Origin of the sequence: Planotetraspora kaengkrachanensis, assembly GCF_016862895.1 — a bacterium.
In the GTDB taxonomy this organism is placed as follows: Bacteria; Actinomycetota; Actinomycetes; order Streptosporangiales; family Streptosporangiaceae; genus Planotetraspora; species Planotetraspora kaengkrachanensis.
The window spans coordinates 141483-154900 of record NZ_BONV01000031.1 but is presented as its reverse complement, the minus strand read 5'-3'; the positions used below and the strand labels follow the sequence as shown (position 1 = coordinate 154900).

Sequence of the window (13418 nt, the reverse complement as noted above, 5' to 3'; positions counted from 1 at the left end):
CAGCCGAGTCGGCACGTCTTAGAGGCGTAGGCACCAACGACGACGCAGGAGTGCACCATGGATGCTCGCTTGAACCTCTTCGCCAACCCGGTCGCGACCAAGTCCCTGAAGCACTTCATCACGGCGGGCAAGGTGGTCGAGGAGTCGACGCTGCCGGCCGCGACGCAGGAGCTGGTGAAGATCCGCGCCAGCCAGATCAACGGCTGCGGTTTCTGCACCGACATGCACACCAAGGACGCCGCGCACGCCGGGGAGACCCCGACCCGCCTCAACCTGGTCGCGGCCTGGCGGGAGGCCAAGGTGTTCACCGACGCCGAGCGCGCCGCCCTGGAGCTCGTGGAGCAGGGCACCCGCATCGCCGACGCGGCCGGCGGCGTCACGGACGAGGCGTGGGCGAACGCCGCCAAGCACTACGACGAGGAGCAGCTCGGCGCCCTCGTGTCCCTCATCGCCATCATCAACGCCTTCAACCGGATGAACGTCATCGTTCAGCAGCCCGCCGGCGACTACCAGCCCGGTCAGTTCGCGTAACCGGGAGTGACCGGCCGGCGAACGGCACCCCGGGCGCCCTTCACGGGGCCCGGGGTGCCGTTCTTGTACGCCCGGCCGATAACGAAGGGACCTAAACGAAGGGACCTAGAGGTAGACCACGCTGCCCAGGTGATCGATCTTGTCGGCGGTCTCGTCGTCGAACCAGATGCCACCGGTCGCCAGGTAGCGGAAGCGGTGGACACCGGCGGGCAGGATCACGGACACGGTGCGTGTCCCGTCGCGGCGGCGCAGCAACTCGTGGTCTCCCGGCCGCCATTCGTTGAAGTCGCCGACGACGCTGACGGCGCCGGAGGGCTGATCAAGGGGGAGGGTGAACGTGACGCGGGTCTTCTGTCCGAAAAGGCGGGTCCGCCGAAGCATGTGAAGATCCTCCCTTGTCGCCGGGATGAACACAGCATTCCGTGCAGTCACCGTCCAGGAGAATTGGGACACGCGGCGCGTAACGCAATATTCACCGTATTTTGATGCCTTGCCGGAAGTGCGTTTCGGACTTCTGACGGCGGTTGACGGCCATGGGTGAGATGTAGATGTACGCCCGGTGAATAACGATTGCCGTTATCTGCTTCCAGCTGATCTCTCCGCCGGTCACGATGAGTTCATGAGCGTGTCTGGGATCGCCAGGCAGTCGATGGCCTCGCGCGTCCTGAAGCAGCTTGAGACCTGGCCGGAATGCCGGACGGGGACGGCCGCGTGCGGGAGCGGCGCAGGCGTGTCGGTCGGCGCGAGACAGATCCTCCACCTGCATACCGGCAACGAGGCCGAGCTGTGGCTGACCGTGCCGCTCATCGAGCGGATGCGACCGGCTCTCGAAGGGGCGCGGCAGGTCGCCCTGGAGCCGCACCGCGACTGGATCGGCATCCGGCTGGACACCGAGGACGACGTGGACCTGCTCGTCGCACTGTTCAGCCTGGCGATCAGGACCCATGACGGGCCGGAGCCCAGGCCCGAGATGTCGGAGTGCCTCGCCGGCTGAGCCAGATCGAGCGCCGTTCCCGGGGTCAGGGCACCCGGCCGGCGCCGCACAGGAACCACGTCGGCAGGTCGAGTCCTCGATTCGCCAGGGAGGCGTCGAGGTCCGGCCGCCACTCGTCGAGCCGCACCACACCGGGGTCGACGAGCTCGAAGCCCTCGAAGAACCCGCAGATCTCGGCGCGTTCGCGCAGTGTGACGCTCGAGCTGGCCCGCTCGTAGACGGCCGCACCCTGGCGGGCGGGGGTGACGCGATCTTCCGCGGTGACGTGGGACAACACGACGTAGCTGCCGGGCGGCAGCGTGTCGCGCAGGCGGGCGACCACCTCGGCGGGCTTGGCGCTGTCGGGCAGGAAGTGCAGCACGGCGACGAGCAGCACCGCGACCGGCTCGGCGAAATCGATCAGAGACAGGAGTTCGGGGGTGTCGAAGATGCTCTCCGGCTCGCGGAGGTCCCCAGGGATGGTGATCGTGTTGGTGGCGTTGGAGAGCAGGGCGCGGGCGTGTGCGAGGACGACGGGATCGTTGTCCACGTAGGCCACCCGGGTCCCGGGGTCGATCTCGCCGGCCACCTCGTGGACGTTCCCCTGGGTCGGCAGTCCCGTGCCGATGTCCACGAACTGGCGGATCCCGGCGTCCTCCGCGAGATGGCGTACGGCTCTGCGCAGGAACGACCGGTTCTGGATTGCCAGTTCTCTGGCCTCGGGGGCCACCGCGAGAACGAACTCGGCGGCCTCCCTGTCGACGGGGAAGTTGTCCTTTCCGCCCAGGAAGTAGTTGTACATCCGTGCGGCGTTCGGGACGTGCACGTCGATGCCTGACGGGAGGGGTCCGTCCTCGGCCAAACAATCGCTCCTTTATTGGGGGTTCATTGCGAGCATATGAGGCGTTAGCAGGAATTCAAATCAATTGCCGCTACGAGCCGGCAATTTCGTGGGTGCGAGAGCGCGATCAGCCGACCATGACAGGGTGGGCGAGCACCGCGTTCTGGCAGTAGCCGAGAGCGTTCCACGCACTGGAGTCGGGCTGGGAACACCCCTGGTCGTCGATGGCGCGCACGCGGATCACGTGGTCGTCCGGACGGGGGTTCCAGTGGAACTGCCATCGCGCCCACACGCCCGCCGATCCGGGGGTGGTCAGGACCGCCGGCCGCCAGGGCTCGTTTTCGTCGACGCGGTAGTCCACCGCCACGACCGGGCGTTCACCGGCGAACGCCCGCCCGCGGACGATCTGGGGACCCGGTCGGAGCCGGGCGGGCCAGGGCAGTTCCACCAGGGCGGACACGGGGACGCCGGTGATGGGCGTGCCCTCGGCCGGATGGCCTGGGCCGAAGAGCACGTAGTCGCGGGTGTTCCACGGCACGCGCAGCGGCCGCTCCGCCACCTCGATCCGCCCCACCCACTTGATGCTGGCGGCGCCGAGCCAGCCGGACACCACGATCCGGGCCGGGAAACCGTGATCGGGCGGAAGGATCTCGCCGTTCATGGCGACGGTGACCAGGGTGTCGTCGGCGAGCGCCTTCGCCAGCGGCAGGGGCCTGCACGCCCGGGCCGCGTCGAGGCCCTCCGGCATGACCTCGCACGCACGGGACGTGACTCCCGCCGGTTCGAGCAGGTCTCGCAGGCGCACGCCCGTCCACTCAGCCGTGCCCACGGCGCCGCGTCCCCATTGCGTCCCTTCGAAGCGCGCTCCGGCCTCTTCGCCGAACAGCGCTCTGCGGTTGCCGGCGCACTCGAGCGTCGCGACCACCGAGACCATCGGGAACCGGCGCCACAGGTCGTCGTAGGTGTAGGAGACGGGGGCACGCACGCCGTCGCCCTCGATCCGCAGGGTCCAGGTCGCCGCGTCGAGGCGCGGCGTCGGCGCGTGGTTGCGGACGAAGAAACGGTCGGCCGGGGTGACATGTCCGGGCATCCGGTCGGGGCGCGTACCGAAGTCGAGGCCGGTTCCGGTGTCCTCCATCAGCTCCGCCGGAGTCGGCTTGACCACCTCGCGCGTGATGAGAGTGCGTGTGGCGGCGTGCTGCTCGGTCATCGGTGCCTCTCCCCTCAGGGCCCACCACAGGGCCGAGTGATCAGAAACTTTCTCCGGGTATAGGCCTTATATCCGAAATTTCGGCAGGGTGAACGGAAGCGACCGAACCATCGGGGGGAGATCGCATGCTGTCGAGAGTCGCCGTCGTGCTCGGCGTGTCCGCCGTCCTGACGTGGGGGACGGTCGGTGTCGCCGCCGCCCGGGAGGGGGCGAACCCGGAGCAGGTCAACCAGCAGGACCGCATGTTCCTGATCGAGACGCACCAGGCGAACCTGAACATGATCGAGAACGGCCCGATGATCGAGCGGACGGCGAGCGCGCCTGCCGTACGTGATCTGGTGAAGCGGATGGTGAGCGACCACACCGCGCTCGACGAGGACGTCAAGCGGGTCGCCGGGCAGGTCGCGGTGACGCTGCCCGGTACGGCGGGGACCGCCGGGGCGGCGGACATGCGCCGGATGGCGCGGCACTCGGGGGCGGCGTTCGACCGGGCCTGGCTGGCCCATGAGGCCGATCACCACCACCGGCTTCTGCGGAGTATCGCCCAGGAACTGCGTGAGGGCTCGTCCATCGAGGTGAAGAGGCTGGCGGCCGAGGCCAGGCCCGCCGTGCGGGCGCATCTGGCCCTGCTTGGCCAGGTGAGCGGCGGGATCCCCGACGCGGGGATGCCCGGCCACTGAACCGGCCACTGAACCGGCCACTGAACCGGCCACTGAGACCGGCTGCTGAAACCGGCTGCTGAAATGCCGCGGGCCGCCGCTCCCCGTGACGAGGGGGGGAACGGCGGCCGTGGTGGGGCCGGCGGTATCAGGGCCGCGGGGTCAGTTCGGGTTGTCGCCGTGGGTGAGGGTCTCCCATGCGACGAAGAGGTTGTTGGTTCCGGCGGGGCGTTGCTGCAGGGTCAGGGTCTGGGTGTTCGTCATGGCGATGCCCATGCGGTTGTGGAGGGCGTTGTAGCCGACCTCGGTCACCGGGCCGAGCCCCCGCTTGACGCTGCCGCCGCACAGTGAGGACGGCACGGCGGCCCCGAGCTCGTACTTGGACTGCAGCCCGAGGGCGTGGCGGAGCCGCTCGCTGATCTCGGGGTAGAGGTCCTGGCCCTGGATGCGGGTGGTTTCCGCGAAGTGGGCGATGGCGTCGATGCCGTACCCGGTGTGGACGAAGTCGCGGCAGGTCTCCTGGGTGAGCCCGTCCATGAACGTGGACTGGCCCTGCCAGTAGCCGATGATCTCGTCACGGGTGTCGATCGAACTGCCGGGGGGCGCCTTGGGGAGCGCGCCGTCGGCCGTGATGTAGATGTAGGCGGGCACCCGGCCGCGGAACTTGGCCACGGCCTTGTCGTAGCTCGTGCGGTCCTCGAGGAAGACCGAGATGCCGATCGCGGCCTCCATCATGCTCAGCTCCCAGTTGCCGTTGCTGTTGGAGCCGTTGATGACCTTGGGCAGATAGACGTTGCGGAGCATGGTGGCGAAGCGGGTGACGTTCGCGGACGGCCAGCCGGTGTAGGTGTAGCGGATGATCTCCGCCGCCCTCGGCCAGGAGGATCCCGCCCATCCGGTCTGCAGCGGCGCGTTGCTGTTGGTGTGGTCCCTGATCGTGGCCGACCAGGCGTCCATCAGGCTGATGGCCTTCTCGGCGTACCGGCTGTCGCGGGTGACGTACCAGATCAGCGCGTCGGTGTAGGCCGCGATCGCGTCCTCGCGCTCGTCGGTGCACCCGTTGTTCGGGTTGGAGTACGACCCGCACTCGACGATCGCCCGCGGCTTGGGGGTGCGGGAGAGCGACGCGTACCTGCTTGCGACCATCTGGTCGTAGGCGGCCTTCCAGGGTTGCGCGCCCGCCTGCACCTTCGACCGCATGAAGTCGAGTTGCGGCCGGCTGACGAAGACGCCCGGGTGGACGAACGTGGCCGGCGCGGCCGCCTTCGCGAAACTCGGCGTGCTCGTCAGCCCGGTCAGCCCGGTCAGGCAGAGCGCGGCCAGCGTCGAGAGCGCCGCGAGTGCCGAGAACAGGACGGCGGTGCGGCGGGAGCGCGCCCGGCCGTGGGACGGCCGGCCTGGGGGGAGGGGCGATGGGGGGCGCATGGGGGCCTTTCTGTCGGCGTGCGTCAACCGTCGGCGATCCTGGGGACGGTTCCGCCATGTGAACCGTGAGCGCGCATGTGAACGGTTGACCGGACATGACCGTAGGGTTGTCAGGTTCTTCGGTCAAGGCCCAAATTCGCCCGGGAGCCGGGCTCAGATGACGTCCCAGGGGACCGAGTCGTACAGGCGCGCCGCGGCCTCGACGACGGGGTGCCCGGTGGGAAGGGTCATGTCGTCGACGCGTCCGATCGCGGCGACCCCGTGGGAATTGGTGATGAAGACCGCCTCGAAACCGGTGACGTCGGCCAGTCGCACCGGCCCGCGCCGGGACCCGATCCCGATGTCGGGGAGTCGCGGCTCCAGCAGTTGCATGGTGATCCCGTGCAGGCACGGTGCGTCAGGCCAGACGACGGACGTCCCGTCGAAGAAGCCGATGTTGGCGATGGTGCTCTCCGCGACGACCCCGCCGTGGCCGGTCAGCAGAGCGTCGTCGAAGCCTTCGCGTGCGGCCGTGCGTCCGTAGTGGAACTGCCCGAACCCGCCGACGTGTTTGATGTGGGCGGCGGGCCGCTGGTAGCCGACCGACATGAGGCTCTGCGGGCTCTTCGGGTCCGGCGCGGGCGGCCGAACGGTCACCACGATGGACGCCGCGTCGTCGCCGTCCGGCCAGTAGACGATGACGCGCACCGACGCGTCGGAGACGTCGTCGGCGAGGGCGTGCCGGATGCGCTCGCGCACGAGGTCGCCGTCCAGCCCGTCGCCGAACAACTCCCGGGTGGCGCCGTCCAGTCGCGCGAGATGCAGATCCAGACCCCTCGTCCTGCCGTCTCTGACCTGCATGGCGGTGAAGTGGCCGTGGTTGACCAGGGGGAGCGGAACGTCCTCCGCTACCGGCGGGCGGCCGTTGATCTCAATTCGCGGTCGAACCAGTTGTCTCATGCCCCATTTTGGGGGCGTCCGGGGCGTCGGCGTGAACAGCGACGGACGAGCGCTTCCAGGCAATCGCGGGCAGGCCGTGCCGTACCCGCAGGAGGGTCCACCCGGCGGGCGCGGCGAGCAGCACGCCGACCAGCACCCAGACGGTGGCGGCGTTGCCCACGCCGAACATCTTCAGTGCCGAGGCGAGCAACACGAACGCCAGAATCCGGCGCACCAGCCCGCCGGGGGCCCGGGAGGAGATGCGCGATCCGATGTATACGCCGGGGATCGACCCGGCGAGCAGGGCGGCGGTCACCGACAGCTGGAAGTCGCCGAAGAGCACGTGCCCGAGTGCGGCCGACATGACGAGCGGCACGGCCTGGACCAGGTCGGTGCCGACGAGCTGGTTGGCCTTGAGCGCGGGATACAGGGCCAGCAGCGCGACGATGATGAGTGAGCCCGACCCCACCGACGTCATGCCGACCACCAGCCCGCCCACGACTCCGACGAGCACCGTCGGCAGCCGTCGCACGGTCACGGTGGGCAACCCGGTCGCGGCCGGCTCGCCGGGGGCCGCGGTCCTGCGTCCCGTCGCGGAGGTGCGGCCCTCGGCCCTGTCGCGCATGGCGAGATAACCTCGTACGGCCAGGCCCCCCGCGGCGATGAGCAGGGCGACGCCCAGGGCCGCCTGGATCACGCCCTGGACGTCCTCACCGGTGCCGAGCGCGCGTGCGACGAGAACGCCGCAGAACGCGGCGGGAACCGAGCCCGCGCACAGCCAGCCGACGAGCCTGAGGTCGACCGTTCCCCGGCGCAGATGCACGAGGCTGCCGACGGGCTTCATGACGGCGGCGGCGACGAGGTCGCTGGAGACCGCTGCGAGTGGCGGCACACCGAAGAAGGTCACCAGCATGGGTGTCATGAGTGCGCCGCCGCCCATGCCTGTCAGTCCGACGACGACCGCGACCAGGAAGGAGCCGATCGCCATGACGTAGTCGAAATGCATCGGGAAATCCTACCAAAACCATCGGAATAATCGAGTACGTCGTCCGAGAATTCCCGGAGGCGGATGTCGAGGACACGCCGCCCGCTCCGACGTACCGGTGAACGCGCCGCGCACGGCGCCGCACGGTGAAAGGGAGACCATGAAGTACATGCTGCTGATCTACAACCGTCCGGGCTTTCTGGAGGACCTGCGCGAGAGCGAGCGCGACGAGCTGTTCGCGGAGGTCGACACCATCATGCGGGAGCTCACCGAGTCGGGTGAGCTGGTCGGTGGTGAGGCGTTGGCCGACCCGTCGAACACCAGGACCGTTCGCCCGCGGGACGGGGTCCCGGCCGTCACCGACGGCCCGTTCCTGGAGTCGAAGGAACATCTGGCCGGTTATCTGATGGTGGACTGCGACAGCGTGGAGCGCGCCACCGAGATCGCCATGCGCTGGCCCGACGCCAAGTTCGGCGCCATGGAGGTGCGGCCTCTCATGAACCAGGGCGGAACGGAGATGTGACGACCGCGCCTCGGGGCGGGGCCCGCGATCCGGGTCCCGCCCCGAGGGGTTCGGTGACCGCCGCCGGGGGCGGTCAAGGCCCTGTCAAGGGTGGCCGTCCGCACCGCACTTGATGATGGGACGGATGCAGTCGTCGACGCGGCGGGCCATCTCCGCCTCGGGCCAGGCGTTGAAGAAGTCGCCGTGCATGGTGAAGCCGGCCCCCGACGCGAGCCGGAAGTGCGACGGGTCGCCGTTGACGGGGTAGCGCAGGACCTGGCGCAACTTCGGCACCGGTACCGGGTGGGTCGCCGGGCACTGTCCGTTCACCGGGTACGCCATGTGGCTCTTGTGATCGGCCGAGTCGAGGTCGCGGCCGTTCCAGCACTGCGGGAAGTCGAGGTAGGACTCCAGCATCGTGCCCGCCGGGCAGTTGACGAAGTCCTTCCCGGGGTTCACCTGACCGGCGTGCAGGCACGACCAGCGGGAGATGGTCGTGGCGTCCGGCGCGGTGGCCTTGGCGTTGCCGGCCACGATGCGCAGGCCCAGGGGCATGGGCCGCGTCTGCGCGATGATGTCGTCGCGGACGCCTTCGCCCAGGTAGTAGAACGTCGTGATGACCGGCTCGACCGGCACGTCGTCCTTGTACAGGGTCGGCACCCAGTAGGCGGACTTGTCCACGGCCGGGTTGCAGTTGCTGTTCGCGTTCTGCAGGCTCGTCAGGGTCGAGCTCGCGTTGGTCGTGGTGCTCCCGAAGAAGCTGTGCATGTGGGAGGCGCCGGGCAGCCCCGGATAGATGATCGGATCGTCGGGGAGCCGATGGCTGAACGGGCAGTCGGCGAGGAATTCCGCGACGCGCACGATGTTCCCGCCGCCCCCGGTCGGCGGTGGCGTCGTGCCCCCGCTGCCGAAGACCTGGAACTCCCACAGGGAGACGCCGTACTGGGTGGCGCGTTTGGTGGTGTACAGCCGGACGTAGCGGCCGCTGCCCGCGACGTTGAGGGTCTGGTCGCCGCCGGTCGCCGTGGTGGTGGAGTAGACGGTGGTCCAGCTCGTGCCGTTGGCGGAGGTCTGGATCTGGAAGGCGGTGGCGTAGGCCGTCTCCCAGTTGAGCACGACCTGGTTGACGGTGGCGGTCGCGCCCAGGTCGACCTGCAGCCACTGCGGATCGGCGAACGCGCTGGACCAGCGGGTGCCCAGGTTGCCGTCGACCGCCGAGGAGGCGGGAGCGCCCGCGTTCTCCACAGAGGAGGCGGTGACGGGGTGCCCCTGCGAGAGCGGGGGCGCGGCCGCCTCGGCACGCGGAAGGAACACCGCGGAGGCGCCGAGGAGTGCGAACAGGGCGGCGGCGACCGCCGTCAGCCTCAGGCGGGGGACGTGCCGGGGAACATGCCGGGGAACAGGGCTGGGTGGTGACATGACGGGACTCCAGGGGGTGGGGGGTGGGTGGCCCGGGAGAGTTCCCGGGCCACCGGCTGATCAGTGGGTGATCAGTGGGTGATCGGTGCGTGAGTCAGCGCTGGATCACTGGTAGACGCGCACGTAGTCGACGAGCATCCGAGACGGGAACGGCGTGCTCGCGTCCGGCGGGCCCGGCCAGTCGCCGCCCACCGCGAGGTTGAGGATGAGGTAGAACGGGTGGTCGTACACCCACGGCCCCCTGGTCGCCTCCACCTGGTCCTTGCTGAGCGTGAACACCGTCTGGCCGTCGAGCGTGTAGACGATGCCCTTGCTGTCCCAGTTGGCGGCCCACACGTGGAAGTCGGCGGAGAAGTCCGCGTTCCCCGGGAGCGTGTACGGCGAGCCGATCCCGCCGCCGCCGTTGTAGGCGGGCGCGTGGATCGTGGAGTAGGCCGTCCTGGTGTCCTTGCCGAGGATCTCCATGATGTCGACCTCGCCGTTGTACGGCCAGGGCCGTCCGGTCAGGAAGTCCGCGCCCATCATCCAGAACGCCGGCCAGAAGCCGTTGCCCTTGGGCACCTTGACCCGGGCCTCCACCCGGCCGTAGGTGAAGTGGAACTTGTTGCCGGTGTTCATCCGGTGGGAGGTGTACTGGCAGGGCCCGCCGGGGCAGGCCGAGCCCGCGGTCGTCTCCCTGCGGGCCTCCATGACGAGGCTGCCGTTGCCGTCCATGGAGGCGTTGTTGTTGTTCGTGTAGTACTCGAGCTCGTTGTTCGGGCCGGTGCCGGTGTCGATGGTCCACTTGGCCGGGTCGGGCTTGCCGCCGGCCGGGCCGTTGAACTCGTCGCTCCACACCAGCTGCGGCGGGGTGCGCGGGTCGGAGGGCAGTGGGGGCGGGGTGATGGGCGCTCCGCCGGTGCCCCATACCTGGAACTCCCACAGGGAGTAGCCGTAGGCCGTGGCGCGTTGCGTGCCGTACATGCGGACGTATCGGCCGGTGCCGTTGACGGTCAGGGTCTGCTTGAACCCGGTGCCCATGGTCGTGCTGTAGATGGGGGTCCAGTTGGCGGCGTCCGGCGACGTCTGGATCTGGAACGCCCTGGCGTAGGCCGGGTCCCACTGGAGCACGACCTTGTGGATCTGCGCGGTCGCGCCGAGGTCGACGTAGATCCAGCCGGGGTCGACCCAGCCGGTGGTGCTGCTCGTCGCCCAGCGGCTGGCCGGGTCACGGTCGAACGCGCGGGCCGGGGTGCACTCGTAGCAGTTCACGTCGCTCTGGGAGCTCGAGGCCACGCCGGGCCTGCCGTACGACAGGAGTTTGTCGCCGCCCGTGTCGGGCGGGGTCGGTGTGGGGGTGGGAGTCGGTGTGGGGGTCGGCGTCGGCGTGGTGCCGGAACCGGTGCGGACCGAGAACGTGAACAGCGAGTAGCCGAAGGCCGTGGCGCGTTGCGTGCCGTACATGCGGACGTATCGGCCGGTTCCGCTCACGTCGAGGGCCTGGGTCCCCCCTGTGCCGGTCGTGGTGGAGTAGACGGTCGTCCAGCTCGTGCCGTTGGAGGACACCTGGATCTGGAAGGCCCTGGCGTACGCAGCCTCCCAGGTGAGCGTGACGCCGCAGATCTGCTGGGCGGATCCGAGGTCGACCTGGATCCACTGCGGGTCGCTGAACGCACTGGCCCAGCGGGTTCCCCCGTCGCCGTCGACGGCGTTGGCCGCCGGGAAGACGGTGGTCTCCGCGGAGGAGGCGGTGGCGGGGCGGCCGCGTGCGGCGTCCGCCGTGCCGCAGCCCGGAGTGGTGCCGCCGGGGCCGAACACCTGGAACTCGAGCAGCGAGTAGCCGTAGGGGAGGGCGCGTTGCGTGCCGTACATGCGGACGTAGCGGCCGCTGCCGGTCACGGCGAGCGTCTGGTCGCCGCCCGTCCCCGTGGTGGTGGAGTAGACGGTGGTCCAGTTCGTGCCGTCGGCCGAGGTCTGGATCTGGAAGGCCCTGGCGTAGGCGGTCTCCCAGTTGAGCACGACCTGGCTGACGGTCTGGACGGAGCCGAGGTCGATCTGGATCCACTGGGGATCGCTGAACGCGCTCGACCATCGGGTGGTCAGACTGCCGTCGACGACGTTGGAGGCGGGGAAGGCCGCGTTCTCCACCGAGGAGGCGGTGACCGTCCTCCCCTGCGAGATGAGGGTGTCGGCCGCTGCGGCGGGGACCAGGACGAAGCAGGACGTGATGAGGGCGATCGCCGTTGCGACCAGTAAGCCCAGACGGTGACGGCTTGGGCTGCGGGATGGACTCACGGGGGGTCTCCTTGGCGGGCGGGGGTTCAGGGAGCGCTCCCGGAGCTGAGCGTCCTACCTGTTAGGAAGAGCTGTCAAGAACCCTGTTAACCGAACCGAAACGCAGCGCACACCCGAAATATCCTTCAAGTTACAACTAGAGAGCGCTCTCTCCCGATCGAAAGTGGCCGCATATCGCGCCTCTGAACTGCGCAGACAATGCAAACGCCAAGAAACCGCTCTCCGGATTCGATGCGGCCGCCGTTCCGCAGGTATCGACCATTGTTACGGTGGGGCCCTTGACACGAAATGCCGCCGGAATCCACGGTGTGGGGGAGCGCTCTCTCTAAAAGATCACTGCGGGGCCCAAGGAGGGTTCTATGGGCAAGCTTCGCCCCGGACGCATCGCCCCGATGCTCGCCGCAGCTTTACTGGCCGTAAGCGTGGCCGCCTGTGGAGGCGGCTCGGGAGAACCGGCGGCCTCCGGTCAGCCGGCCGAGAAGATCAAGCTCACCGTTGGACTGTTCAGCGACTTCCACTTCGCGCCGCTGTACGAGGAGTTCAAGAAGACCCACCCGAACGTCGAGATCGTCGAGCGTCGGGCGCAGTTCAATGATCACCACAAGAACCTCACCACGCAGCTCGCGACCGGCGCGGGCGCCGCTGACGTGGTGGCCGTCGAGGCCGGCTACATCGCCACGTTCACCCCGCTCGCCGACAAGTTCTACAACCTCGGCGACTACGGGCTGACTAACAGGCAGGCCGACTACCTGGACTGGAAGTGGCAGCAGGGACTGTCGCCCGACGGCAAGCTGCTGGGCCTCGGCACCGACATCGGCGGCACCGCCATGTGCTACCGCACCGACCTGTTCAAGGCGGCGGGCCTGCCGACCGATCGCGACGAGGTCTCCAAGCTCTGGCCCACGTGGGAGGACTACTCGAAGGTCGGCCAGCAGTTCATGGCCGCCAAGGTGAAGAACGCCAAGTGGTTCGACGGACCGGGCGAGAACTTCCGCGCCATGGTCGACCAGGCCCCCGTCGGCTTCTACGACGCGCAGAACAACCTCGTGGCCGGGACCAACCCCGACGTGAAGAAGGCCTGGGACCTGTCGGTCCAGATGCTGCAGGCGGACGAGTCCGCCAAGCTGGCCGCCTTCAGCCCGCCGTGGAACACCGGCCTGACCAAGGGCTCCTTCGCCACGATCGTCTGCCCGTCGTGGAAGACCGGCAGCATCAAGGACGCGGCCCCGACCACCTCCGGCAAGTGGGACGTCGCGGCCGTGCCCGGCGGTGGCGGCGGCAACCAGGGTGGGACCCACCTCATGGCGCCGAAGCAGGGCAAGCACCCCAAGGAGGCCGCTGCGCTGATCGACCTGCTCACCAGCAAGGCGAATCAGCTCAAGCTCTTCACCGACGCGGGCGCCCTGCCGTCGATCCCCTCGCTGTACGACGACCCGGCGATCACGGGCTTCACCAACCCGTTCTTCAACAACGCGCCGACCGGCAAGATCTTCACCGACGCCGCCAAGGCGCTGAAGCCGCAGCACGTGGGGCCGAAGGCCGGTGACGTGCTCACCGCGTTCGGCAACGCCCTGCAACGCGTCGAACAGGGCAAGCAGGATCCCGAAGCGGCGTGGCAGCAGGCTCTGCAGGACCTCGACCGGATCAAGTAGTTCGCCAGGGTGGCCGGCTCGGGCCAAGC

Annotated in this window: 13 protein-coding genes; 5 read left to right on the top strand and 8 right to left on the bottom strand. The window is 69.0% G+C overall.

From position 1 onward, the window contains the following. Positions 1-57: 57 nt before the first annotated feature. Positions 58-531: a carboxymuconolactone decarboxylase family protein gene (locus tag Pka01_RS28370; RefSeq protein ID WP_203885951.1), complete on the top strand. Its 474-nt coding sequence runs from the start codon at positions 58-60 to the stop codon at positions 529-531. A gap of 105 nt (positions 532-636) precedes the next feature. Here the strand turns inward: Pka01_RS28370 and Pka01_RS28365 are convergent, their stop codons facing one another. Further along, positions 637-912, bottom strand: coding sequence for an isoamylase early set domain-containing protein (locus Pka01_RS28365; RefSeq protein WP_203885950.1), 276 nt, complete (start codon positions 910-912; stop codon positions 637-639). A gap of 238 nt (positions 913-1150) precedes the next feature. Here Pka01_RS28365 and Pka01_RS28360 point away from each other — a divergent pair, with 238 nt between their 5' ends. After that, entirely contained in the window at positions 1151-1525 is a 375-nt protein-coding gene (locus Pka01_RS28360) for a luciferase domain-containing protein (RefSeq protein ID WP_203885949.1), read from the top strand. Between the two features lie 25 nt (positions 1526-1550). On the opposite strand, the gene Pka01_RS28355 is transcribed toward Pka01_RS28360, so the two are convergent. Further along, the gene (locus Pka01_RS28355; RefSeq protein WP_239115440.1) at positions 1551-2366 is read right to left on the bottom strand and encodes an SAM-dependent methyltransferase; all 816 of its coding nucleotides are present in this window, start codon (positions 2364-2366) and stop codon (positions 1551-1553) included. Between the two features lie 106 nt (positions 2367-2472). Further along, positions 2473-3555 carry a sulfite oxidase gene (locus tag Pka01_RS28350; protein WP_203885948.1) on the bottom strand — a complete coding sequence of 361 codons (1083 nt, stop codon included), beginning with the start codon at positions 3553-3555 and terminating at the stop codon, positions 2473-2475. A gap of 125 nt (positions 3556-3680) precedes the next feature. Between Pka01_RS28350 and Pka01_RS28345 the strand changes: the two genes are divergently transcribed. Continuing rightward, on the top strand, positions 3681-4235 hold the full coding sequence (locus Pka01_RS28345) for a DUF4142 domain-containing protein (RefSeq protein ID WP_203885947.1): 555 nt from the start codon (positions 3681-3683) through the stop codon (positions 4233-4235). Positions 4236-4376: 141 nt separating this feature from the next. On the opposite strand, the gene Pka01_RS28340 is transcribed toward Pka01_RS28345, so the two are convergent. The 3 genes from Pka01_RS28340 to Pka01_RS28330 all read right to left on the bottom strand — a co-directional run bounded on the left by Pka01_RS28340 (position 4377) and on the right by Pka01_RS28330 (position 7563). Continuing rightward, positions 4377-5639 carry an alginate lyase family protein gene (locus Pka01_RS28340; RefSeq protein WP_203885946.1) on the bottom strand — a complete coding sequence of 421 codons (1263 nt, stop codon included), beginning with the start codon at positions 5637-5639 and terminating at the stop codon, positions 4377-4379. Positions 5640-5792: 153 nt separating this feature from the next. Then, entirely contained in the window at positions 5793-6578 is a 786-nt protein-coding gene (locus Pka01_RS28335; protein ID WP_203885945.1) for an aminotransferase class IV family protein, read from the bottom strand. Next, a complete protein-coding gene (locus Pka01_RS28330; RefSeq protein WP_203885944.1) occupies positions 6550-7563 on the bottom strand; it encodes a sulfite exporter TauE/SafE family protein in 1014 nt (337 codons plus the stop codon). The genes Pka01_RS28335 and Pka01_RS28330 overlap by 29 nt, the downstream gene beginning before the upstream one ends. A 139-nt stretch (positions 7564-7702) precedes the next feature. Between Pka01_RS28330 and Pka01_RS28325 the strand changes: the two genes are divergently transcribed. Next, positions 7703-8065: a YciI family protein gene (locus Pka01_RS28325; protein WP_203885943.1), complete on the top strand. Its 363-nt coding sequence runs from the start codon at positions 7703-7705 to the stop codon at positions 8063-8065. A gap of 84 nt (positions 8066-8149) precedes the next feature. Here the strand turns inward: Pka01_RS28325 and Pka01_RS28320 are convergent, their stop codons facing one another. Continuing rightward, positions 8150-9463, bottom strand: coding sequence for a DUF1996 domain-containing protein (locus Pka01_RS28320; protein ID WP_203885942.1), 1314 nt, complete (start codon positions 9461-9463; stop codon positions 8150-8152). Positions 9464-9568: 105 nt separating this feature from the next. After that, on the bottom strand, positions 9569-11737 hold the full coding sequence (locus Pka01_RS28315; protein WP_239115438.1) for a discoidin domain-containing protein: 2169 nt from the start codon (positions 11735-11737) through the stop codon (positions 9569-9571). A gap of 359 nt (positions 11738-12096) precedes the next feature. Between Pka01_RS28315 and Pka01_RS28310 the strand changes: the two genes are divergently transcribed. Continuing rightward, complete coding sequence (locus Pka01_RS28310) at positions 12097-13389, top strand: ABC transporter substrate-binding protein (RefSeq protein WP_203885941.1); 1293 nt, start codon at positions 12097-12099, stop codon at positions 13387-13389. The last annotated feature ends 29 nt before the right edge of the window (positions 13390-13418 follow it).